Source organism: Pseudomonas fulva (genome assembly GCF_023517795.1).
In the GTDB taxonomy this organism is placed as follows: Bacteria; Pseudomonadota; Gammaproteobacteria; order Pseudomonadales; family Pseudomonadaceae; genus Aquipseudomonas; species Aquipseudomonas fulva_D.
Genome location: NZ_CP082928.1, coordinates 1,234,221 through 1,254,759, shown reverse-complemented (window position 1 = coordinate 1,254,759; position 20,539 = coordinate 1,234,221). Strand labels below are relative to the sequence as shown.

Below are 20,539 nucleotides of genomic sequence, written 5' to 3'. Positions count from 1 at the left end.
CCTATCGGGCCCTTAAGGTGCGCCATTATAGAGAACCGTGCCAAGAAAGCAGCGGTTCGCAACCGTTCGTGAGGAAATCTGTATGGCCATTGCCCTGACCACCCTGGTAGAGGACGTTGAGCGCTATCTGGGCGCCTCGCGCATCAGCGATTACTGCCCCAACGGCCTGCAGGTCGAGGGGCGGCCGCAGGTGCAGCGCATCGTCAGTGGCGTAACCGCTAGCCTGGCGATGATCGAGGCGGCCGTCGAGGCCCGTGCCGACGTCCTGCTGGTGCACCACGGCTACTTCTGGAAGGGCGAGAACCCCTGCCTTACCGGCATGAAGCAGCGTCGCCTGAAGACCCTGCTGGCCAACGACATCAGCCTGCTGGCCTACCACCTGCCGCTGGACCTGCACCCCGAAGTCGGCAACAACGTGCAGCTGGCGCGCCAGCTCGATATCACCGTCGAGGGGCCGCTGGAGCCGGACAATCCGCGTACCGTCGGCTTGATCGGTTCGCTCGCGCAACCGCTGAGCGCCCGCGACTTCGCCCGCCGCGTGCATGAAGTGCTGGGTCGTGAACCGTTGCTGGTGGAGGAGGACAGACCGGTCAGCCGTATCGGCTGGTGTACGGGGGGCGGACAGGGCTATATCGACCAGGCCATCGCCGCCGGCGTCGACCTGTACCTGACGGGGGAAGCGTCCGAGCAGACCTTCCACAGCGCACGGGAAAACGGCGTCAGCTTTATCGCCGCCGGCCACCACGCTACCGAGCGTTATGGCGTGCAGGCACTGGGGGAGTACCTGAGCCGACGCTTCGCCATCGAGCATCTGTTCATCGATTGCCCGAATCCGATTTGAGAAGGCAGTGGTGCAGAGATGGCGTCCAGGTTTCATCCTGAACGCCACTTGGTCACGATCAGAAGTCGTAACGGACTTTCGCGCGAAGCGTATCGGCATCGAAGCCCGAGCGGCCCACGTGCTCGTAGCCTGCGCCCAGGCTCAGGGCGCCGAGCCGGTAGTTGACGCCAAGGCTGGCCTCGTAGCTGTCACGTGCCGGGTTGGCACCGTGGGTCACGAAGGATGAGCCACCCAGTACGAAGCTGGAGGTGCTGCTGGCACGATCAGCCGCGAAGTCGTGGTAGGCCATCAGCTTCAGCTCCGGCTCGAGAGTGCCCTGGCCAACGGAGAACCGGCTGGCCAGGCGTGCACCCGCGCCGAGTTCGATAGCTTCATAGCGCTGGCTGCTTACTGCCAGTGCCGCCGAGGAGCCTTTTTCCCGATAGCCGTCGATGTCCAGGCGGGTGTAACGGGTCGCTACACGTGGCTCAAGCGTGATGCTGCCGGCATGCAGGCCGTAGCCCGCTTCCAGATTCCACGCCAGGGACTGGCTGTCGAAGTCGCCTTTGGCACGGGTGCCGGCGATGTTGCGCTTGCTGGTGTTGTCGTTGAAGCCATAGCTCAGGCTGGTATCGACGAATACCGGGCCCTGTTCGAAACTCGAATACAGGGTCAGTACCTGGCTGTCGATCTCGCTCTTGTTGCCGGTGCGGCCACTGACGTTGGTATCCAGGTTGCTGTAAGCCACACCCAGCGTCCACTGCTCGTCGAGCTTGCCGTCGAGGCCGAGGCTCAGGCCGCGGCTGTCGGCGTCGTAACCGGCGATGCCGCTGCGACGGCCCTGGCGCAGGTCGCTGTCGTGCCCTTGGACCCAGAAGCCGGTCTCGCTGAATGCCGAACCGGACGAGGCACCACGCAGCGACGAAGTACGCGAGCTCACAGCCCCGCTGACCAGGTTTTGCACCGCATTGGCTGCAGCCTGTGCGGCGCCATCGACCTGAGGCGTGAGCTGTTCGCTCAGGGCGGCAAGCTGGGCCTCATCGGCATTGGCGAACGCCTGGAACACCGGGTCGTTGCTGTCCAGTTGCGCCATCACACTGGCATAGAACGGCTGGAAGGCACGGCGGGCGTTGGGGCTGCTGCCGGCCTGATCGATGATTTCACCGGCCTGCTGGCCAGATACACTGCTGACAGTTGCCAATACTTCGGTATCGGTAAGCCTGGAAGAGTTGACGGTCAGTAAGGGTGAGCTGCTGACCACCAGGCTGCCGTTGCCGTCGTATTCGATCTTATCTGCCTGAATCAGCTTGTACTCTTTGCCCGAGGCACGAAAGGCCTCCGAAGTAGGGCGAAGCGCAATGGTACTTTCTTCCGAAAAGTAGGCCTCGTCTCTTACCTTGAGAATCGCCCTGTCAGGATCGGTCGCGTCACTGAGGTTGAGCTGCAACACGGTGCCACGGTTCATCTCAAGATGGCCATCCAGCGTCACATGGGGTTGAAGCAGTGTCAGTTTTCCCGGTCGGCCTAGAGGGCTATCGTCGGCATTGAAGATATCCACGCCGCCATAATCACCGCCGTCAGAGATGTGATTGCCGTCAAAAGTAGCGTCCCCGACGATGTCTATATAGGAGATACCGTGGATCTTGCCCTTGATCGTACCGCCTCCCCAGATCAGTCGTGAGTCATTGTTTTGCGGATCGGAATAAATGGCGTATTCACCACCTTCAATTAGCCCACCATCCTGATAGATGATGCTGAACGGAGCATAGCCGGGCAGGTTGCTGTTGGAATCGATGCTCGCCAGGTAGATACCCGCACGATCACCTTTGATGGTACCGCTGTTGAAAATGTCACCCGCAATACGACTCTTCTCGACATAGATGCCTACCGAGTCTGCACCGCTTGCAGTAATGGATCCACTGTTGGTCAGCTTACCGCCGATGGTTGCATTGGAGATATCGATGGCACGGGCGGTGGCGCCGTTCTCGGCCACGGCGGTGACATCAATGCTGCCGCTGTTGACAAGATCCCCATTGATACGCGCCTCATCGCCGTTACTGCCATAGGCGATAAGCGCAATACCGGTGGCTTCGTAGCCGCTGACTGTGATGCTGCCACTGTTGAGCAGCCGACCGCGAACGATGCTGTCGCCGACCGTAATACCGTTGGCTTCACTCAGGTTACGAGAGTCACCACGCGACTTGATTCCCGTGGCACGCACTGTTCCTGCGTTGATCAGTTCAGCCAGATCACTTTTGAAGTTGACGCCGATCGCATGCACTTCATCGCCGGTCACTTCGACGCTGCCGCTGCGGGTGTTTTCGAGAGCGCCGGCCAATGGGGTGCGTATCAGCTCGATACCTCTGCCGATATCCGCACTGATCACTTCGATGCGTCCGCTGTTGCTCAGGCTACCCAGGCGGGTTTCGCTCAGGCTTATGCCGGCAGGCATCGCGTCGCCCAACAGGTGGTTCTGGGCGTCCAGTACGTAGGTGTCCCGGACACTGACCAGGCCAGTGTTGCTGAGCGTGCCATCGATGGAGAGATTACGCCCCTGAATACCGACGGCGCTGAGACCGTTGGCGATCAAGTTACCGTTATTGATGAGGCCGCCATCAATGCGCACTTCATCGGAGAAGGCGCTCAACCCTTCCCCCAGCGTCAACGGACGACCGTAACGATCCTGTGAGCTTTCGGATCCAGTGGCATTGATCGTGGCATCGATGATCAGGTCACCCTGCACATGGGTTCCCGGCTTCAGGATCAGCGCGTTGGCTGGCGTGGTCAGCTCGCCGCCGATGCTCAGGCCATCCGCGATGATGACGTTCTCCCAGGTCTTGGGGCCGTTTTCGATCTGGTAGGTTTCTGCCCGGGCCGAGAAGCTGGCAGCTGCGATGGCGAGGGTAAGAAGGGAAAGGGACAGGGGGCTGTGTTGCATGGGGCTCTCCTTGAGCGCAGTAGCGGGTTCCGATGCGCCGCGAGCCGGGCGCGTGTCGCCACAGGCAGGTGGGCGACGCGCGCAAGGGTGCTCAGTGGAGGCGCCCGAGTCAAGGCTTGGCCGGTGAAGCTGCCGCGCGTTTCACAAAGTCGCGGCGCTGCCGTGCTTTGCCAAGGCTCGGTCAGCATTCTGGCGTGCAGCCTTGAGGTGCCCATCCCTGGACGCCGATGGCCGCCTGTTTCACTGGAATAAAGCTAGATCGTTTCGATCTAAGCGCTGCCCTGATTAGAAGCAGGTGCTGTGCTAGAGTGCGCGCTCGTCCAAGGCCCGTTCTGGCCTGAATAAATACCGTGACCCTCGTGAGTAGCCATGCTCGACAAACTGACGCACTTGAAACAGCTCGAGGCGGAAAGTATCCACATCATTCGTGAAGTGGCCGCCGAATTCGATAACCCGGTGATGCTCTATTCCATCGGCAAGGATTCCGCCGTGATGCTGCATCTCGCGCGCAAGGCATTCTTTCCCGGCAAGCTGCCGTTTCCGGTGATGCACGTCGACACGCGCTGGAAATTCCAGGAGATGTACCGTTTTCGCGACAAGATGGTCAGCGAAATGGGCCTGGACCTGATCACCCACATCAACCCCGATGGTGTGGCGCAGGACATGAACCCCTTCACCTACGGCAGTGCCAAGCACACCGACGTGATGAAGACCGAGGGCCTCAAGCAGGCCCTGGACAAGTACGGCTTCGACGCCGCCTTCGGTGGCGCGCGCCGTGACGAGGAGAAGTCCCGCGCCAAGGAGCGCGTCTACTCGTTCCGCGACAGCAAGCACCGCTGGGACCCCAAGAACCAGCGCCCCGAGCTGTGGAACGTGTACAACGGCAACGTCAAGAAGGGCGAGTCGATCCGCGTGTTTCCGCTCTCCAACTGGACCGAGCTGGACATCTGGCAGTACATCTATCTGGAGCAGATCCCGATCGTGCCGCTGTATTTCGCCGCCGAGCGTGAAGTGATCGAGAAAAACGGCACGCTGATCATGATCGATGACGAGCGCATCCTCGAACACCTCAGCGACGAGGAGAAGGCGCGCATCCAGAAGAAGAAGGTGCGCTTCCGCACCCTGGGCTGCTACCCGCTGACCGGTGCGGTGGAGTCCGAGGCGCAAAGCCTGACCGACATCATCCAGGAAATGCTCCTGACCCGGACTTCCGAACGCCAGGGCCGCGTGATCGATCACGACGCCGCCGGCTCGATGGAAGAAAAGAAACGTCAGGGCTATTTCTGAGGATCACGCACCATGAGTCACCAATCCGATTTGATCAGCCAGGACATCCACGCCTACCTGGCTCAGCACGAGCGCAAGGAACTGCTGCGCTTCCTCACCTGCGGCAACGTCGATGACGGCAAGAGCACCCTGATCGGGCGGCTGCTGCACGACTCCAAGATGATCTACGAAGATCACCTGGAAGCCATCACCCGCGACTCGAAGAAGAGCGGCACCACCGGTGAGGAGGTCGACCTGGCGCTGCTGGTCGACGGCCTGCAGGCCGAGCGCGAGCAGGGCATCACCATCGATGTCGCCTACCGCTATTTCTCCACCGCCAAGCGCAAGTTCATCATCGCCGACACCCCCGGCCATGAGCAGTACACGCGCAACATGGCCACCGGCGCCTCGACCTGCGACCTGGCGATCATCCTGATCGACGCCCGTTACGGCGTGCAGACCCAGACCAAGCGGCACAGCTTCATCGCGTCCCTGCTGGGCATCAAGCACATCGTCGTGGCCGTCAACAAGATGGACCTCAAGGACTTCGACCAGGGCGTTTTCGAGCAGATCAAGGCCGACTACCTGGCTTTCGCCGAGAAGATCGACCTGCGCCCGACCACCCTGGAGTTCGTGCCCATGTCGGCCCTCAAGGGCGACAACGTGGTCAACAAGTCCGAGCGCTCGCCGTGGTACAGCGGCCAGTCGCTGATGGAAATTCTCGAGAGCGTGGAAGTGGCGGGCGATCGCAACTTCGACGACCTGCGTTTCCCGGTGCAGTACGTCAACCGCCCGAACCTCAACTTCCGCGGTTTCGCCGGCACCCTGGCCAGCGGTATCGTGCGCAAGGGCGACGAAGTCATCGCGCTGCCGTCGGGCAAGGGCAGCAGGGTCAAATCCATCGTCACCTATGAAGGTGAGCTGGAGCAGGCCGGCCCGGGCCAGGCCATCACCCTGACCCTGGAAGACGAGATCGACGTGTCGCGCGGCGACATGCTGGTGCATGCCGACAACCGCCCGCAGGTGGTCGACACCTTCGATGCCATGCTGGTGTGGATGGCCGAAGAGCCGATGCTGCCGGGCAAGAAGTACGACATCAAGCGCGCCACCAGCTACGTGCCGGGCTCGATTGCCAGCATCACCCACCGGGTCGATGTGAACACCCTGGAGCAGGGCGCGGCCAGCAGCCTGCAGCTCAACGAGATCGGCAAGGTCAAGGTCGCCCTCGATGCGCCGATCGCACTCGACGGCTACGCGCACAACCGCACCACCGGTGCCTTCATCGTCATCGACCGCCTGACCAATGGCACCGTGGGCGCCGGCATGATCATCGCCGATGCCAGCAGCGGCGCGCACCATACCGACAGCGGCCACGTGTCCACCGAGGAGCGTGCTGCGCGCCTCGGCCAGCAGCCGGCCACCGTACTGTTCAGCGGCCTGTCCGGCGCCGGCAAGAGCACCCTGGCCTACGCCCTGGAGCGCAAGCTGTTCGACATGGGGCGTGCGGTGTACGTGCTCGACGGCCAGAACCTGCGCCATGACCTGAACAAGGGCTTGCCGCAGGATCGTGCCGGGCGTGCCGAGAACTGGCGCCGCGCCGCCCATGTGGCGCGTCAGTTCAACGAGGCCGGGCTGATCGCCCTGGCCGCGTTCGTGGCGCCGGATGGCGAAGGCCGCGAGCAGGCCAAGGCGCTGATCGGTGCCGAGCGGCTGATCACCGTCTACGTGCAGGCATCGCCGCAGGTCTGTGCCGAGCGTGACCCTCAGGGGTTGTATGCGGCCGGTGGTGACAACATCCCGGGCGAGTCCTTCCCGTACGATGTGCCGCTCAATGCCGACCTGGTCATCGACACCCAGAGCGTGTCGGTGGAGGAGGGCGTCAAGCAGGTGCTTTCCTTACTGCGTGCTCGCGGCGCCATTTAAGCGCTGCTTGGCGGCCGGCAACGGCCAGCCATAAAAAATGCCCGCTCTCCTGGGAGGCGGGCATTTTTCATTCAGGCTGCTGGCGATCAGATGCCGTGGCCACGGGCGCGTTCGCGCTCGTTGATCTCCATCTGCTCGCAGGTCAGGAAGCCTTTGCTTTCCACGCGGTCAGCCGAATTGAAGGCGACGTAGTAGGGCTGCTCCTTGCCATCCTTGTTGAGGATGTAGTTGTTGCAGGTACCCGGGGCGATGGTGCGGTTGATTTCCGACGAAGGTGGGCCGCCCAGCTCCAGCACGGTGGACTTGCTCATGTCCTTCTCGACCTGCTTGACCAGCGGCTCGTTACGGAAGGTGATGTGGTCGACCGGATTCTCGGGCTTGCCGGCACAACCGGTCAGAACGGCCAGTACACAGGCGGCGCCCAGGCTTTGCTTGAACATGGTTAATTTCCCTTGTGATGAACCAGACCATTTTTCTGAGCCTGGGCCGGGGAATTAAGTTCGGCTTAAATCACATGAGCGTTTGCAGGTCGTCCATGCTGGGCCTGCTGGCCGGGCCTCATCGCTCGCTGGCGGATTGCTGCTGGCTGCTGTCGACGGCTTCGCCGAGGATGGGCGCCGGATGGCGGCTGGGCAGTGCCAGTGCTTGTGCACTGAGCAGGCTCAGCAGCAGGGTGATGGTCAGGGCTTTCATGGTGGTGTACCTCGGCTCGCTGCATTCGGTGTTTCACGGAACCATGCTAGGGGCGAGGCAGTCAGGGAAGAAGTCGAACGGCTCGATAGTGGCCATCGACCGTCATGATGCGTGTTGTGCGTGACCACCGACTTGGAAGGTAACGCCCCAATGGAGACTGAAATGGGTCATCGTGCAGTTCCCCGTTATCCACTGGTGCTGGTGCCTGGCATGCTGGGTTTCGTCAGCCTGTTCGGTTTCGAATACTGGTATGGCATCACCACCGCGTTGCGCAACCAGGGCGTGGACGTATACCCGGCGCGCCTGTCGCCGGTGCACGCCACCGAACTGCGCGGCGAGCAGCTGATTTTGCAGATCGCCGAGGCGCGTCGGCGCAGCGGGGCGGAAAAGGTGCACCTGATCGGTCATAGCCAGGGTGCGCTGGTGTGCCGTTATGCCGCTGCGCACCGACCGGAATGGGTCGCTTCGGTCACTTCCGTGGCAGGCCCCAATCAGGGCTCGGAACTGGCCGATCACCTGGAGCGCAAGTATGCCTCGAACAGCCTGAGCAGCCTGCTGCTGCGCATGGGCACCCATATGCTGGCGCGGCTGTTCACCCTGGTGGACAGCGGCGCGCGCGGTGCGACGATGCCGATCAATGCCATGGCCGCCCACCGCTCGCTGACCACCGAGGGGGTGGGCATCTTCAACCATCAGTACCCGCAGGGCTTGCCCTCGACCTGGGGCGAGGACGGACCGCAGGAGGTCAACGGCGTGCGCTATTACTCCTGGTCCGGCACCCTGCAGCCGGGCATTACCGACCAGGGCGGCAACCGTCGCGATCCATCGAACTGGTTCTGTCGGCGCTTCGCCCGCAGCTTCGTGCGTGAGGCGGGCCAGTGCGATGGCATGGTCGGGCGGGTCAGTTCGCACCTGGGCACGGTGATTCGTGACGACTATCCGCTGGACCACCTGGATATCGTCAACCAGCACTTTGGCCGGGTCGGCGAGGGCGTCGATCCGGTCAGCCTGTATATCGAGCACCTGCGCCGCCTGCACGAAGCCGGCTTGTAACCCCGCTGCAGGTCCGTGGCCCGGGCTGCGCGAAGCGATACCCAGGCTGGGAAGGCGCTACTCGACCTGCGCCGCCTTGAGCGCTTCGTAGGCCGGCGCCGCGTAGATACCGATCTCGACCGCCAGTTCCAGCACCCGTGGCAGCTCGCTGGTGTACACCAGCACGGCCTGCAGCTCGTCATCCAGCGGTTCGCTGAAGTCGACCAGCGTGTAGCCCTGGGTGTCCCTGGACAGGCTGCCGAGCTGCACCTGGATGCGGTTCAGGGCCTTGAGCGGCTCGACCTTCTTCAGTTGCTTGGCAGTCAGCACGAAGCTCACCTCGGGGCCGAACGACTCGGTGATCTGGGTGAACAGCTCTTCATAGCTGTCGGCCTGGAACAGCACGGTGTCCGGCAGGTTGCCGACCACCATCCACTCGCCCAGGGGAATGGGGAAGCTGTCGTCGTAATTGATGTCCGGGTTGGCGGCCAGGAAGGCGGCGGGGTCGGCATAGGCCTGGGCCGCTTCGTCGGCGATACGGGCGATTTCGGCCTGCGGCAGGCAGCCCGAGCTGATTTTGCCGATGAGTTCTTCGAGCTGGGCGCGCATGGCGGCTTCCTGATGGTGAGGGTGGGGGCGCAAGGCTGCCTGTTGGCGGCGTTCAGCGCAACTGGCTTTCTGCCAGGTTACGGGCGCGCGGAATAAGGTCTGCATCCCAGCGCGCGGCACTCCAGCGCAACAGCTCTTCGGCGCGGGCGTCGGCCAGCTCGCTCGGCGTGGGCTGACCCAGGGCGCGCAGGGCGCGGATCAGCAACGCCGTGGCCTGGTCGCCGGGCAGCGGTGGCGAGCGATAGGATTTGCCCAGTTTGTGGCCGTCGGGTTGGATGATCAGCGGCACGTGCAGGTAACGCGGCTGCGAGAAGCCGAGCAGTTCCTGCAGGTAGAGCTGGCGGGGTGTGGAGTCGAGCAGGTCGGCGCCGCGTACCACGTTGTTGATGCCCTGCCAGGCATCGTCCAGCACCACGGCGAGCTGGTAGGCATACAGGCCATCGCGGCGCCGGATCACGAAGTCGCCAACCTCACGGCCCAGGTGCTGGCTGTATTGGCCCTGCACCCGATCGGTGAAACGATAGGTCAGCTCGGGCACGCGCAGGCGGATGGCGGCGTCGTGACGGGGGTGCCCGGCGTTGCGGCAGTGGCCCGGGTAAACGCCGCCACAGCCTTCGAGCTGCTTGCGCGAGCAGGTGCAGGCGTAGGCCAGGCCCTGATCGAACAGGCGCTGCACCAGCGCTGCGTACTCGGCATGACGGTCACTCTGGCGCACCAGCTCGCCGTCCCAGTGCAGGCCATAGCGTTCCAGGGTCTGCAGGATGGCGGTCTGGGCCCCGGGGACTTCCCGGGGCGGGTCGAGATCTTCCATGCGCAGCAGCCAGCGACCGCCAACGGAACGGGCATCGAGGTAGGAGGCGAGGGCAGCCACCAGCGAGCCGAAGTGCAGGTAGCCACTGGGCGTGGGGGCGAAGCGACCGATATAGGTGGAGTTCGGCATGGCGGGGCGTTGCTAGGGGTGAAACGAAACGGGGCGCCTGAGCGCCCCGTCTGTGGATCGACTCAGGAGCCGACCTGTTTTTCCTTGATTTCCGCCAGGGTCTTGCAATCGATGCACAGGGTGGCGGTGGGGCGCGCTTCCAGGCGACGGATGCCGATCTCGACACCGCAGGAGTCGCACCAGCCGTATTCCTCGTCTTCGATCAGCTGCAGCGTCTCGTCGATCTTCTTGATCAGCTTGCGCTCGCGATCACGGGCACGCAGTTCCAGGCTGAATTCCTCTTCCTGGCTGGCGCGGTCGGCTGGATCGGGGAAGTTGGCCGCTTCGTCCTGCATGTGGTGCACGGTACGGTCGACTTCCTGCATCAGTTCCAGCTTCCATTTGTTCAGGATACTGGTGAAGTGGGCGCGCATCGCCTCGCTCATGTACTCCTCGCCCTTGGTTTCCTTGTAGGGTTCGAAGCCACGAATCAATTGGCCGTTTGTTGCTTTTGCTTTGGTGGGCATGGATGACCGCCTCTCACTCTCTCTAATCCACTGCGCAGGGAATGTGTCCGTTGCCGTTTACAATAACGGCCCTGCGACTGCAAGCCGGCGAACTTACCAGATCGACTCCGGCCGCGCCACTCCCGGATGTCGCGGTTGTGCGTCTGGTTTCGGGCCGGCCGTGCCAGGGCTTCCTGGTGGGCTCGAGGAGCCACCCCGTACCTGGCCTCGGGTGCCTGCAATCGCAATGTAAACACGTATTTCAGTGGTGCGTTGGCACGGTATGACAGGGCGCCGCTGATACAATTCCACCTTTATCGTTTCCCAGGGCAGACCCATGGCACAGCCTTACAGCGCCCGCAGCCGCGCGATCGAACCCTTCCACGTGATGGCCCTGCTGGCCCGCGCCAACCAGTTGCAGGCCGAAGGCCATGACGTCATCCACCTGGAGATCGGCGAGCCCGATTTCACCACGGCCGCGCCCATCGTCGCCGCCGGCCAGGCCGCCCTGGCTGCCGGCCATACCCGTTACACCGCAGCACGCGGCCTGCCGGCCCTGCGCGAGGCGATTGCCGGCTTCTACGCGCAGCGTTATCGGCTGAGCATAGACCCCCAGCGCATTCTCATCACCCCAGGCGGCTCCGGTGCACTGCTGCTGGCGGCCAGCCTGCTGGTCGACCCAGGCAAGCACTGGCTGCTGGCCGACCCGGGCTACCCCTGCAATCGCCACTTTCTGCGGCTGGTGGAAGGCGCGGCGCAGCTGGTGCCGGTCGGCCCCGGGCAGCGTTACCAGCTCACCCCCGACAGCGTGGCCGAGTACTGGAATGGCGACAGCGTCGGCGCCTTGCTCGCCTCGCCGGCCAATCCGACCGGCACGCTGTTGAGTGCTGCCGAGCTGGCTGCCCTGTCCCAGGCGCTCAAAGCCCGTGGCGGGCATATGGTGGTCGACGAGATCTACCATGGCCTGACCTACGGCGTGGACGCCAGCAGCGTGCTGGAAGTGGATGACGACGCCTTCGTGCTCAACAGCTTCTCCAAGTATTTCGGCATGACCGGCTGGCGCCTGGGCTGGCTGGTAGCGCCCGAGGCGGCGGTGGCGGACCTGGAGAAACTGGCGCAGAACCTCTATATCAGCGCGCCGAGCATGGCCCAGCATGCGGCGCTGGCCTGCTTCCAGCCTGAGTCGATGGCCATCTTCGAGGCGCGCCGTGCCGCCTTTGCCGAGCGCCGCGACTTCCTGCTGCCGGCGTTGCGCGCGCTGGGCTTCGGCATCGCCGTCGAGCCCGAAGGTGCCTTCTATCTGTATGCCGACGTGAGCGCCTTTGGCGGCGACGCCTATGCCTTCTGCCAGCACTTCCTGGAAACCGAGCATGTGGCCTTTACCCCAGGGCTGGACTTCGGCCGTCACCAGGCCGGCCACCATGTGCGTTTCGCCTATACCCAAAGCCTGCCGCGCCTCGAAGAAGCGGTCGCCCGCATTGCCCGCGGCCTGAAGAGCTGGCAGCCCCATGCAGTTTGAGCCGCCCCTCGAAGAAGCCCGCCTGCTGCGTCGCTACAAGCGCTTTCTCGCCGATATCGAAACGCCGGATGGCGAGCTGCTGACCATTCACTGCCCGAACACCGGCTCGATGCTCAATTGCATGAGCGAGGGTTGCCGGGTCTGGTTCAGCCGCTCCACTGATCCCAAGCGCAAGCTGCCCGGCACCTGGGAGGTGGGCGAGACGCCTCACGGCCGTCTGGCCTGCATCAATACGGCGCGGGCCAACGCGCTGGTCGAAGAGGCCCTGCGGGCCGGGCGGATCGCCGAGCTGGCGGGCTTCAGTGCCTTGCGCCGGGAAGTGCCCTATGGGGTGGAACGCAGCCGGGTGGACTTCTGCCTCGAGTACGCCGGTGGCGTGGCCTTCGTCGAGGTTAAAAGCGTGACCCTGGGCTTTGCCGACAGCGCCGTGGCGGCCTTTCCCGACGCCCGCACCGAGCGCGGCGCCAAGCACCTGCGCGAGCTGGCGGCCCTGGCGCGTAGCGGCATTCGCGCCGTGCAGCTGTATTGCGTGAACCTGTCGGGTATCGAGGCGGTGCGGCCTGCCAAGGAGATCGACCCCGCCTACGCGGCGGCTCTGATTGAAGCGGTGAGCGCGGGCGTCGAGGTGCTGGCCTATGGCGTTGATATCTCGCCCCTGGGTATCGAGGTAGTAAGGCGCCTGGATGTGTTGCTGACTTGAGATCGCAGCGATAACTCAGGTTATCGGCGCTACAGATCGACCCAGATCCCTTCGCCATCCTCGCGGCAGTCGAGTGCCCGCAGCGTGTCTCCTGCGCAGGGCCCCGCCACGCATTCGCCGGACTCGATCAGAAACAGCGCGCCATGCCGGGCGCACTGGATCAGGCTGGCGCTGGGGTCGAGAAACTGGTCGGCCTGCCATGCCAGCGGCACCCCGCGGTGGGGACAGCGGTTGCGGTACACGAACACTTCGCCGCCCTTGCGCACGGCGAACAGCTGCATGTCTTCGATACAGAAGCCCCGGCTCTGAGCTTCCGGCAGCTCATCGGGGGCGCATAGACGGATCATCGGAGTCTCCAGGCCTGAGCGGGGGATTATCCCCCATCGGCCTGGTGATGGAAGGGGCGGGCGGCCGTTCAGATTTCCCAGACCACATTGAAGGCCGCGTGGCGACCCGGCTGGGCGTAGCGACCAAGACTCGGGCTGTTCTCGCTGAGGCTGCGCACGTCGCCCCACTGCCAGTACTGCTTGTCCGTCAGGTTGAACAGGCCGGCGTTGACCGAGACGCCGGAGCCGATATTCCAGTACGCACTGAGATCCAGCGTGCCGTAGCCCGAGGGTTCGAACTGGTTGGCGATCTGCGTTTGATCGACGCGGCGCTTGGCGGCTGCCAGGGTCCAGGTCAGCTCGCCGCCAAACTGTCCGCTCGGCGCATCGTAGCCAAGGCCCAGTACGGCCTTTAGCGGGTCGATGCTGTTGATCGGTTGCCCGCTCGCTTCATCCTTGCCGCGGGCGTAGGCGATGGCGCTGCGCAAATGGCTGCCGGCCGGCAGGCCAAAGCCGTCCAGCAGCAGTTCACCGCGGGCTTCCGCGCCGCGTATGGTGACCCGATCGAGGTTCTGGTACTGGAAGGTCATGCGCCCGGCACCGGTGGGGTCGTTCGCCAGGGTCACCTGCTCGATGAAGTCGTCATAGCGATTGTAGAACAGAGCGATACCAAAGGTGCCGGTTTCGTACCCGCCGCGCAGGCCGACTTCATAACTGTCGCTAGTCTCGGGCTTGAGGCCGGGGTTGGCGATGGTCTGGTAGTTGCGCGCGAAGTTGATGAACTCGCCGAAGATATCCACCGGGTTCGGCGCCCGGAAGCCCGCGGCATATTGGCCATACAGGCTATGGGCGTCGTCGATCCGGTAGGTGATGCCGAGTTTCGGCGATAGCGCCTCGTCGCGGTAATCGACCGGGTTGCGGTTGATCGGCTGGCTGTTCAGATAGTGCCGCGTGACCTCTGGCTTCATCTCGTAGTGGTCGTAGCGCAGGCCGGGCAGCAGCGTCCAGCGGCCGATGTCGATGCTGTCCTGCACGAAGAACGCGTATTCGGTCGAGGTCGGGTCCGGGAAGTCGCTGAGCGGAAAGCTTTCATCGCCCGGGATGACCGGTACGGGCAGGCCGCTGCCGGCGAACACTTCGCGGCCTTTGCGCAGGTCGCTGCTTTCCAGGCGCTTGACGTCGACGCCATAGATCAAGTGGTGGCTGGCCGGGCCGGTTTCGAACGCCTTGTCGAGCTTGGCGTTGAACGCCCACAGGTCCTCCTGGTACGTCGAGTCGCGGCTGCGCTCACGCAGGCTGCCTCCGCTGAACCGCTGCTGGAAAGTACGCTGGCGAATCTGGCTTTGCTGATAACTCAATTGCCATTCGGCGCTGTCACTGATGGCCGTATCCAGGGCGAAGTGGTGCTGCAGGCTGAGACGCTGGCGGTCGGTGTTGTCGGTCGCATCGGAGGTACGAACGGTTGCCGTGCTGCTGTATTCGCTGAGCACGCGGGTATCGGCGGCGTCCTCGTAGCGCTCGTAGGTCAGTTGCAGCCGATCATCGTCGAGGTAATCCCAGCCGATCTTGGCGAGCAGGTTGTTGGCGTTGTAGTTCTGATGGTTGGCTTCTTCTCGCTGTGCACCGATGCCGCTGCGGCCGCCAAAGGTATCCAGCGCCTGGCCATCACGGCGCCCCAGATGCAGCAGGCCGTCGACCTGGCCCAGGCGCGCGGCAAGCGTGGCGCTGCGCGACCAGCTGTCGTCGGCACCGTCATAGCCGGTCTTCAGGCGGGCGTAGCTGTCGTCGCCGGCCTGCAGATAGTCGGCGGCATCCTTGGTCATGAAGCTGACCGCGCCGCCAATCGCATCGCTGCCGTACAGCGAACTGGCCGGGCCACGGATGATCTCCACGCGCTTGAGGGTATCCGGGTCGACATAGTTGCGCCGCGCGTCGAGGAAAGGCCCGAAGGCGAAGGCGTCCGGCATCGGCACGCCGTCCATCTGGGTGAGAATGCGATTACCGCCGATGCCGCGAATGGTGAAACCCGCCAGCCCGAAGCGGCTACCCGTGCCACTGACCGACACGCCAGGCTCGTAGCGCACCAGATCCCTGATGTTCTTCACGGTCTTGCGGTCGATATCCTGCTCGGTCAGTACCGTCACGGTAGCGGGCACGCTGTCGGTAGGCTGTTCGATGCGGGTCGCGCTGATCGTGGTTCTTTCCAGCTGCAACGTTTGTGCGCTGGCGAATGCCGGGCCAAGCAGCAACAGGGTCAGGCAGGAGCGAAGCGGGAAGGGTGGGCGGGGCGACATGCGATTCTCCTTGTCATGCCGAAGCGGGATTGGCGTGGTTGCGGATTAGATATTAATGATTCTTATTTGTAAAAGAGATTATTTGTCGATTAGGATTCGCCGACTGTTAGCGGTATCGCTCCCCGTGCAAGGCGTTTACCCTTTTCAATTCACGGCGCCCCGCTTGTCGATGGGCCCACAAGGAGTTGGTGTGATGAGTGATCTATCCGTCGCTGGCAAAGGCCTGTATGCCGCCTGGCAGAACCTGCGTGCCGAGCAGCCGCACCTGCGGGCCCGGGATGCTGCGGCACAGTTGGGCGTCAGCGAGGGCGTGCTGACGGCCAGTCGCCTGGCTGTGGATGCAGTGCGCCTGCGCGCTGACTGGGCGGCTCTGCTGCCGGCGCTCGGCGAGCTGGGCACGGTGATGGCGCTGACCCGCAACGAGTCCTGCGTGCACGAGCGCAAGGGCGTCTACCGCGAGGTGACGATTGCCGGTAATGGCCAGATGGGCCTGGTGGTGTCGGCGGATATCGACCTGCGGCTGTTCCTCGGCGGCTGGGCCAGCGCGTTCGCCGTGGCCGAGCAGACGCCGCGTGGCGTGCTGCGCAGCGTCCAGGTGTTCGATCACCAGGGCGCCGCGGTGCACAAGGTCTACCTCACCGACCACAGCGAGCAGGCCGCCTGGGAGCCGCTGGTCGCGCGTTTTCGCGATGCGCAGCAAAGCGCCGAGCTGGCCCTCAAGCCCATGCCGGAGGCCGCAGCCGCCAAACCGGACGACGCCATCGACGGCGAGTCGCTGCGTGCCGGCTGGGCCGCGCTGAAGGACACCCATCATTTCTTCGCCCTGCTGAAAAACCATGGCGCAACCCGCACCCAGGCACTGCGCCTGGCCGGGCGCGAGTGGGCCGAGCCGCTGGCGCCCGACGCCTTGCCGGGATTGTTCGAGCGCGCCGCGGCGGCCGAGGTGCCAATCATGGTGTTCGTTGGCAACCGCCACTGCATCCAGATCCACACCGGGCCGGTCAGCAACCTGAAGTGGATGGACACCTGGTTCAACGTGCTGGACCCGCAGTTCAACCTGCACCTCAAGGCCAATGACGTTCACACCCTGTGGCGGGTGCGCAAGCCGAGCACCGATGGGGTGATCACCAGCTGGGAAGCGTTCGACGCCAAGGGTGAGCTGATCCTGCAGCTGTTCGGTGCGCGCAAGCCCGGCGTGCCCGAGCGTGATGACTGGCGGCGCCTGGCCGAGCAGACCCCGGCCCTGCCAGCCTGACGCTACACTGCCCGCCCTGGCCGCTCGCGCATTTCGGGCAGCCTGATATGAACCTTGCTTTTGGAGTTGCTCCATGACCCGCCCCCTCGCTGCATTCGCCCTGTTCGCCAGCCTGCTGTCGCCGCTGGCGGCGAGCGCCGACAACCTGCCGCAACGCTGGGTCAGCGCCGGGGGCTCGTTGAGCGAATGGGTGGTCGAACTCGGCGGTGAAGGCAAGCTGGTCGGCGTCGACACCACCAGCCAGCATCCGGCCTCGCTGCAGAAACTGCCCAGCATCGGTTACCAGCGCCAGTTGGCCGCCGAAGGCATTCTGGCCCTGCGCCCCGAGGTGCTGCTCGGCACCGAGGAGATGGGCCCGCCGCCGGTGCTGGCCCAACTCGCGGCGGCTGGGGTGAAGGTCGAGGCGCTGCCGGCCGATGCCGATTTGCAGGTGCTGCACGGCAACCTCAAGCGCATCGGTGCATTGCTCGGCGACGAGGCGCGTGCCGAGCGCGTGTTCGCGGCCTATCAGGCCCGCCTGAAGGAGCAGGCCGACTGGGTGGCGCGGGCCCAGGCCGAAACCCGGGCGCCGACCGTTCTGCTGTTGCTCGGCCATGCCGGCAGCAGTCCCATGGCGGGCGGCAAGGACACTGCCGCCGCCTGGCTGATCGAGCGGGCGGGTGGCCGGAACCTGACCACTCACGAGGGCTACAAGGCGTTGTCCACCGAGGCGCTGCTGGCGCTGGATCCCGAGGTGGTGATCTTCGCCGACCGCCGCCTCGGCGGTGATGAGGCCAGGCAGGCGTTGCTCAAGCAGAACCCGGCTCTGGCCTCGACCAGGGCCGGTAAGGAAGGGCGCCTGGTGGCCATCGATCCGACCTTGCTGGTCGGCGGCCTCGGCCCGCGTATTCCGGCTGGGCTTGCCGAGCTTTCCGCCGCCTTCTACCCGGGCCGCACGCCGCTCGAACCCGCTACACCATGAAGGCCGTCATCAGCCCGCGCTCACTGTTTATCGCACTGGGCCTGCTGCTGGCGCTCGCCTTGTGGCTGTCGCTGGCGCTCGGCCCCGTCAGCCTGCCGCTGGGCGACACCTTGCGAGCCGCCCTGCGCCTGGCGGGTGTGCCGTTGCCGGCCGATGGGCTGCAGCAGGCGGAGCTGATCCTCGGGCAGATTCGTATGCCGCGCACCCTGCTGGGCCTTGCCGTCGGCGCGGTGCTGGCCCTGTGCGGCGTGGCGATGCAGGGGCTGTTTCGCAACCCGCTGGCCGACCCCGGGCTGATCGGCGTGTCCAGTGGCGCGGCGCTTGGCGCGGCGGTCGCCATCGTCGGCGGGGCGGCCCTGGGCGGGCTGCCGGAGCTGTTCGCGCCTTATCTGCTGTCGCTGTGCGCCTTTCTCGGCGGCCTGGTGGTCACCGCGCTGGTCTATCGCCTGGGGCGTCGCAACGGGCAGACCAGCGTGACCACCATGCTGCTCGCCGGCATCGCCCTCAACGCGTTGGCGTTCGCCTGCATCGGCCTGTTCACCTACCTGGCCGACGATGCCACCCTGCGCACCCTGACCTTCTGGAACCTCGGCAGCCTCAATGGCGCCAGCTATGCACGGCTATGGCCGTTGCTGCTGGTGACGCTCGGCGTGGCGCTGTGGCTGCCGCGCCGCGCCCAGGCGTTGAATGCATTGCTGCTCGGTGAATCCGAGGCACGCCACCTGGGCGTGGCTGTCGAGCGCCTCAAGCGCGAGCTGGTGTTCTGCACTGCACTGGGCGTCGGCGCCGCCGTTGCAGCCGCCGGGATGATCGGCTTTATCGGCCTGGTCGTGCCCCATCTGGTGCGTCTGCTGGTCGGACCCGACCACCGCGTGTTGCTGCCGGCGTCGGCGCTGGCCGGCGCCAGCCTGTTGCTGTTGGCCGACCTGTTCGCCCGGCTGATTCTGTCACCGGCCGAGCTGCCCATCGGCATCGTCACCGCCTTGATCGGCGCACCGTTCTTTCTCTACCTGCTGCTGCGGGGGCGCACCTGATGCTATCTGCGCGCAAGCTGTCGATCCTGCGTGGCGACAAAAGGGTGCTGGTCGATATCGATCTCGACCTGCAGCCTGGCGAAGTGCTCGGCGTGCTCGGTCCCAATGGCGCCGGCAAGAGCACCCTGCTTGGCGCCCTGTGCGGCGAACTGAGCCCGGCTACGGGCGAGGTCACCCTGGACGGTCGCCCGTTGTCGGGCTTGCCGGGCACGGCGCGTGCGCGGCGGCTGGCGGTGTTGCCGCAGAGTTCATCGCTGAGCTTCGGCTTTGCCGTCGGCGATGTGGTGATGATGGGCCGCATGCCCCACGACACCGGCCGCGAGCGTGATGCGCAGATCGTCCGCGAGGCGCTGCAGGCCGCCGATGCCGAACACCTGGCCGAGCGCAGCTACCTGGAGCTGTCCGGTGGCGAGCGCCAGCGCGCGCACCTGGCGCGGGTGCTGGCGCAGTTGTGGTCGGGCGGAGCCGAACGGACGCTGTTGCTCGACGAGCCCACTTCCATGCTCGACCCGCTGCACCAGCACACCACCCTGCAGGCCGTGCGCCGCTTCGCCGAACAGGGCGCCGCGGTGATGGTCATTCTCCATGACCTGAATCTGGCGGCGCGCTACTGCGACCGCCTGCTGTTGCTCGACGAGGGCCGCGCCCACGCCGTCGGCCTGCCTGCCGAGGTGCTGCGTGCCGAACCGCTGCAGGCGGTGTTCGGTCTTGAGGTGCTGGTACAGCAGCACCCCGAGCGTGGGCATCCGCTGATCGTCGCCCGCTGAAGGAAACCCCATGCGTACGCTGCTGTTGTCCCTGCTGTTGTTGCTCACCGCCTGCCAGAGCCGGGCTGTCCTGGCGCCCGTGCCCGCGTGGCAAAGCCCGCAGGGGCGTGGGCATGCCGACCTGGGGCAGATCCTCGACCTGCGCAGCGGCGCGCACCTGACACCCGAGCAGCTTGTCGCACGGCTGGCCGGGGCGCCGCGGGTGCTGGTTGGCGAGCAGCATGACAACCCCGATCACCACGCCCTGCAGCTCTGGCTGCTGCGTGCCCTGGAGGCGCGGCGGCCTCAAGGCAGCCTGTTGCTGGAAATGCTCGCAGCCAGCCAGCAGCCCCAGGTCGACGACGTGAAGCAGCAGTTGCGCGAAGGCCTGCAGATCGCCGATCTGCCCAAGGCGCTGGAATGGAGTAACGGATGGCCATGGGCGCTCTATGGCCCCCTTGTGCACCACGCTCTGGCTCAGGATTACTCCCTGCGTGCAGCGAACCTGGACCGCGCCGAGATCATGGCCATCTACCGTCAGCAGCCGATGCTGCAGGGCAAGGCCTCGACCGCGGCGGCCGTGCAGGAGCCGCTGTTGGCGCAGATTCGCGAGTCCCACTGCGACAAGCTGCCGATCAGCCAGCTACCGGCAATGCTGGCGGTGCAGCAGCATCGGGATCGGCGCATGGCCGAGCAACTGTCGAGAGCGCCGCAGCCGGCGATGTTGTTCGCTGGCGCCTTTCACGTGCGCCGCGATCTGGGTGTGCCGCTGCACCTGAGCGACCTGGGTGAGCCGGCTGGCGCCCAGGTGCTGATTCTCTCCGAGGTCGGCAAAGCGGTGACGGCCGAGCAGGCGGACTATGTGTGGTACACCGCCGCGCTGCCACCTGAGGATCATTGCGCGCAGTTTCGCTAGGGCGGCGTCCGAACCTTAAGCGAGAGCAGCCTGGGTTCCTCGTGGGAGCGGGGGGCGCGTAGTCCAGGCCCGCGATGAGCAG

The 20,539-nt window shown here is 64.9% G+C and carries 19 protein-coding genes; 11 read left to right on the top strand and 8 right to left on the bottom strand.

Annotated features, from left to right (window positions below):
• Nucleotides 1–82: 82 nt before the first annotated feature.
• Entirely contained in the window at nt 83–841 is a 759-nt protein-coding gene (locus tag K8U54_RS05700) for a Nif3-like dinuclear metal center hexameric protein (RefSeq protein ID WP_249909246.1), read from the top strand.
• Between the two features lie 58 nt (nt 842–899).
• On the opposite strand, the gene K8U54_RS05695 is transcribed toward K8U54_RS05700, so the two are convergent.
• Nucleotides 900–3,758: an autotransporter outer membrane beta-barrel domain-containing protein gene (locus K8U54_RS05695; RefSeq protein WP_249909245.1), complete on the bottom strand. Its 2,859-nt coding sequence runs from the start codon at nt 3,756–3,758 to the stop codon at nt 900–902.
• 369 nt (nt 3,759–4,127) lie between these two features.
• Here K8U54_RS05695 and cysD point away from each other — a divergent pair, with 369 nt between their 5' ends.
• Nucleotides 4,128–5,045, top strand: a complete 918-nt coding sequence (cysD, locus tag K8U54_RS05690) for a sulfate adenylyltransferase subunit CysD (RefSeq protein ID WP_249909244.1) — start codon at nt 4,128–4,130, stop codon at nt 5,043–5,045.
• 12 nt (nt 5,046–5,057) lie between these two features.
• Entirely contained in the window at nt 5,058–6,947 is a 1,890-nt protein-coding gene (gene cysN, locus K8U54_RS05685; RefSeq protein WP_249909243.1) for a sulfate adenylyltransferase subunit CysN, read from the top strand.
• Nucleotides 6,948–7,033: 86 nt separating this feature from the next.
• Here the strand turns inward: cysN and osmE are convergent, their stop codons facing one another.
• The gene (gene osmE, locus K8U54_RS05680; RefSeq protein ID WP_249909242.1) at nt 7,034–7,387 is read right to left on the bottom strand and encodes an osmotically-inducible lipoprotein OsmE; all 354 of its coding nucleotides are present in this window, start codon (nt 7,385–7,387) and stop codon (nt 7,034–7,036) included.
• 118 nt (nt 7,388–7,505) lie between these two features.
• Nucleotides 7,506–7,640, bottom strand: a complete 135-nt coding sequence (locus K8U54_RS25175) for a hypothetical protein (RefSeq protein ID WP_283939402.1) — start codon at nt 7,638–7,640, stop codon at nt 7,506–7,508.
• Nucleotides 7,641–7,802: 162 nt separating this feature from the next.
• Between K8U54_RS25175 and K8U54_RS05675 the strand changes: the two genes are divergently transcribed.
• The gene (locus tag K8U54_RS05675) at nt 7,803–8,693 is read left to right on the top strand and encodes an esterase/lipase family protein (protein WP_249909241.1); all 891 of its coding nucleotides are present in this window, start codon (nt 7,803–7,805) and stop codon (nt 8,691–8,693) included.
• Between the two features lie 57 nt (nt 8,694–8,750).
• On the opposite strand, the gene K8U54_RS05670 is transcribed toward K8U54_RS05675, so the two are convergent.
• From K8U54_RS05670 to dksA, 3 genes are all read right to left on the bottom strand, one after another.
• Entirely contained in the window at nt 8,751–9,281 is a 531-nt protein-coding gene (locus K8U54_RS05670; RefSeq protein WP_249909240.1) for a hypothetical protein, read from the bottom strand.
• A gap of 52 nt (nt 9,282–9,333) precedes the next feature.
• Nucleotides 9,334–10,221, bottom strand: a complete 888-nt coding sequence (gene gluQRS / locus K8U54_RS05665) for a tRNA glutamyl-Q(34) synthetase GluQRS (protein WP_249909239.1) — start codon at nt 10,219–10,221, stop codon at nt 9,334–9,336.
• A gap of 62 nt (nt 10,222–10,283) precedes the next feature.
• Nucleotides 10,284–10,727, bottom strand: a complete 444-nt coding sequence (dksA, locus tag K8U54_RS05660) for an RNA polymerase-binding protein DksA (RefSeq protein ID WP_070884315.1) — start codon at nt 10,725–10,727, stop codon at nt 10,284–10,286.
• Between the two features lie 316 nt (nt 10,728–11,043).
• Here dksA and K8U54_RS05655 point away from each other — a divergent pair, with 316 nt between their 5' ends.
• Nucleotides 11,044–12,225 (top strand): pyridoxal phosphate-dependent aminotransferase, encoded by a 1,182-nt coding sequence (locus tag K8U54_RS05655; protein WP_249909238.1) that lies wholly within the window; start codon nt 11,044–11,046, stop codon nt 12,223–12,225.
• Complete coding sequence (gene sfsA / locus K8U54_RS05650) at nt 12,215–12,925, top strand: DNA/RNA nuclease SfsA (RefSeq protein ID WP_249909237.1); 711 nt, start codon at nt 12,215–12,217, stop codon at nt 12,923–12,925. Before K8U54_RS05655 ends, sfsA begins: the two co-directional genes overlap by 11 nt.
• Nucleotides 12,926–12,954: 29 nt before the next feature.
• On the opposite strand, the gene K8U54_RS05645 is transcribed toward sfsA, so the two are convergent.
• Nucleotides 12,955–13,272, bottom strand: a complete 318-nt coding sequence (locus tag K8U54_RS05645) for a Rieske (2Fe-2S) protein (RefSeq protein WP_249909236.1) — start codon at nt 13,270–13,272, stop codon at nt 12,955–12,957.
• A 68-nt stretch (nt 13,273–13,340) separates the two neighbouring features.
• Complete coding sequence (locus tag K8U54_RS05640; protein WP_249909235.1) at nt 13,341–15,545, bottom strand: TonB-dependent hemoglobin/transferrin/lactoferrin family receptor; 2,205 nt, start codon at nt 15,543–15,545, stop codon at nt 13,341–13,343.
• Nucleotides 15,546–15,738: 193 nt separating this feature from the next.
• Between K8U54_RS05640 and K8U54_RS05635 the strand changes: the two genes are divergently transcribed.
• The 5 genes from K8U54_RS05635 (at nt 15,739) to K8U54_RS05615 (ending at nt 20,457) form a co-directional block, all read left to right on the top strand.
• Nucleotides 15,739–16,800 (top strand): hemin-degrading factor, encoded by a 1,062-nt coding sequence (locus K8U54_RS05635; RefSeq protein WP_249909234.1) that lies wholly within the window; start codon nt 15,739–15,741, stop codon nt 16,798–16,800.
• A gap of 73 nt (nt 16,801–16,873) precedes the next feature.
• On the top strand, nt 16,874–17,761 hold the full coding sequence (locus K8U54_RS05630) for a heme/hemin ABC transporter substrate-binding protein (RefSeq protein WP_249909233.1): 888 nt from the start codon (nt 16,874–16,876) through the stop codon (nt 17,759–17,761).
• Entirely contained in the window at nt 17,758–18,795 is a 1,038-nt protein-coding gene (locus tag K8U54_RS05625) for a FecCD family ABC transporter permease (RefSeq protein WP_249909232.1), read from the top strand. Before K8U54_RS05630 ends, K8U54_RS05625 begins: the two co-directional genes overlap by 4 nt.
• Nucleotides 18,795–19,562, top strand: a complete 768-nt coding sequence (locus K8U54_RS05620; RefSeq protein ID WP_249909231.1) for a heme ABC transporter ATP-binding protein — start codon at nt 18,795–18,797, stop codon at nt 19,560–19,562. The genes K8U54_RS05625 and K8U54_RS05620 overlap by 1 nt, the downstream gene beginning before the upstream one ends.
• A 10-nt stretch (nt 19,563–19,572) precedes the next feature.
• Nucleotides 19,573–20,457: a ChaN family lipoprotein gene (locus K8U54_RS05615; protein WP_249909230.1), complete on the top strand. Its 885-nt coding sequence runs from the start codon at nt 19,573–19,575 to the stop codon at nt 20,455–20,457.
• Nucleotides 20,458–20,539: the final 82 nt, after the last annotated feature.

Bases quoted from the DNA above. Each gene is read 5' to 3' on its own strand.
- K8U54_RS05700 (WP_249909246.1), top strand. From the start codon at position 83: ATGGCCATTGCCCTGACCACCCTGGTAGAGGACGTTGAGCGCTATCTG.
- K8U54_RS05695 (WP_249909245.1), bottom strand. From the start codon at position 3,758: ATGCAACACAGCCCCCTGTCCCTTTCCCTTCTTACCCTCGCCATCGCA.
- cysD (WP_249909244.1), top strand. From the start codon at position 4,128: ATGCTCGACAAACTGACGCACTTGAAACAGCTCGAGGCGGAAAGTATC.
- cysN (WP_249909243.1), top strand. From the start codon at position 5,058: ATGAGTCACCAATCCGATTTGATCAGCCAGGACATCCACGCCTACCTG.
- osmE (WP_249909242.1), bottom strand. From the start codon at position 7,387: ATGTTCAAGCAAAGCCTGGGCGCCGCCTGTGTACTGGCCGTTCTGACC.
- K8U54_RS25175 (WP_283939402.1), bottom strand. From the start codon at position 7,640: ATGAAAGCCCTGACCATCACCCTGCTGCTGAGCCTGCTCAGTGCACAA.
- K8U54_RS05675 (WP_249909241.1), top strand. From the start codon at position 7,803: ATGGGTCATCGTGCAGTTCCCCGTTATCCACTGGTGCTGGTGCCTGGC.
- K8U54_RS05670 (WP_249909240.1), bottom strand. From the start codon at position 9,281: ATGCGCGCCCAGCTCGAAGAACTCATCGGCAAAATCAGCTCGGGCTGC.
- gluQRS (WP_249909239.1), bottom strand. From the start codon at position 10,221: ATGCCGAACTCCACCTATATCGGTCGCTTCGCCCCCACGCCCAGTGGC.
- dksA (WP_070884315.1), bottom strand. From the start codon at position 10,727: ATGCCCACCAAAGCAAAAGCAACAAACGGCCAATTGATTCGTGGCTTC.
- K8U54_RS05655 (WP_249909238.1), top strand. From the start codon at position 11,044: ATGGCACAGCCTTACAGCGCCCGCAGCCGCGCGATCGAACCCTTCCAC.
- sfsA (WP_249909237.1), top strand. From the start codon at position 12,215: ATGCAGTTTGAGCCGCCCCTCGAAGAAGCCCGCCTGCTGCGTCGCTAC.
- K8U54_RS05645 (WP_249909236.1), bottom strand. From the start codon at position 13,272: ATGATCCGTCTATGCGCCCCCGATGAGCTGCCGGAAGCTCAGAGCCGG.
- K8U54_RS05640 (WP_249909235.1), bottom strand. From the start codon at position 15,545: ATGTCGCCCCGCCCACCCTTCCCGCTTCGCTCCTGCCTGACCCTGTTG.
- K8U54_RS05635 (WP_249909234.1), top strand. From the start codon at position 15,739: ATGAGTGATCTATCCGTCGCTGGCAAAGGCCTGTATGCCGCCTGGCAG.
- K8U54_RS05630 (WP_249909233.1), top strand. From the start codon at position 16,874: ATGACCCGCCCCCTCGCTGCATTCGCCCTGTTCGCCAGCCTGCTGTCG.
- K8U54_RS05625 (WP_249909232.1), top strand. From the start codon at position 17,758: ATGAAGGCCGTCATCAGCCCGCGCTCACTGTTTATCGCACTGGGCCTG.
- K8U54_RS05620 (WP_249909231.1), top strand. From the start codon at position 18,795: ATGCTATCTGCGCGCAAGCTGTCGATCCTGCGTGGCGACAAAAGGGTG.
- K8U54_RS05615 (WP_249909230.1), top strand. From the start codon at position 19,573: ATGCGTACGCTGCTGTTGTCCCTGCTGTTGTTGCTCACCGCCTGCCAG.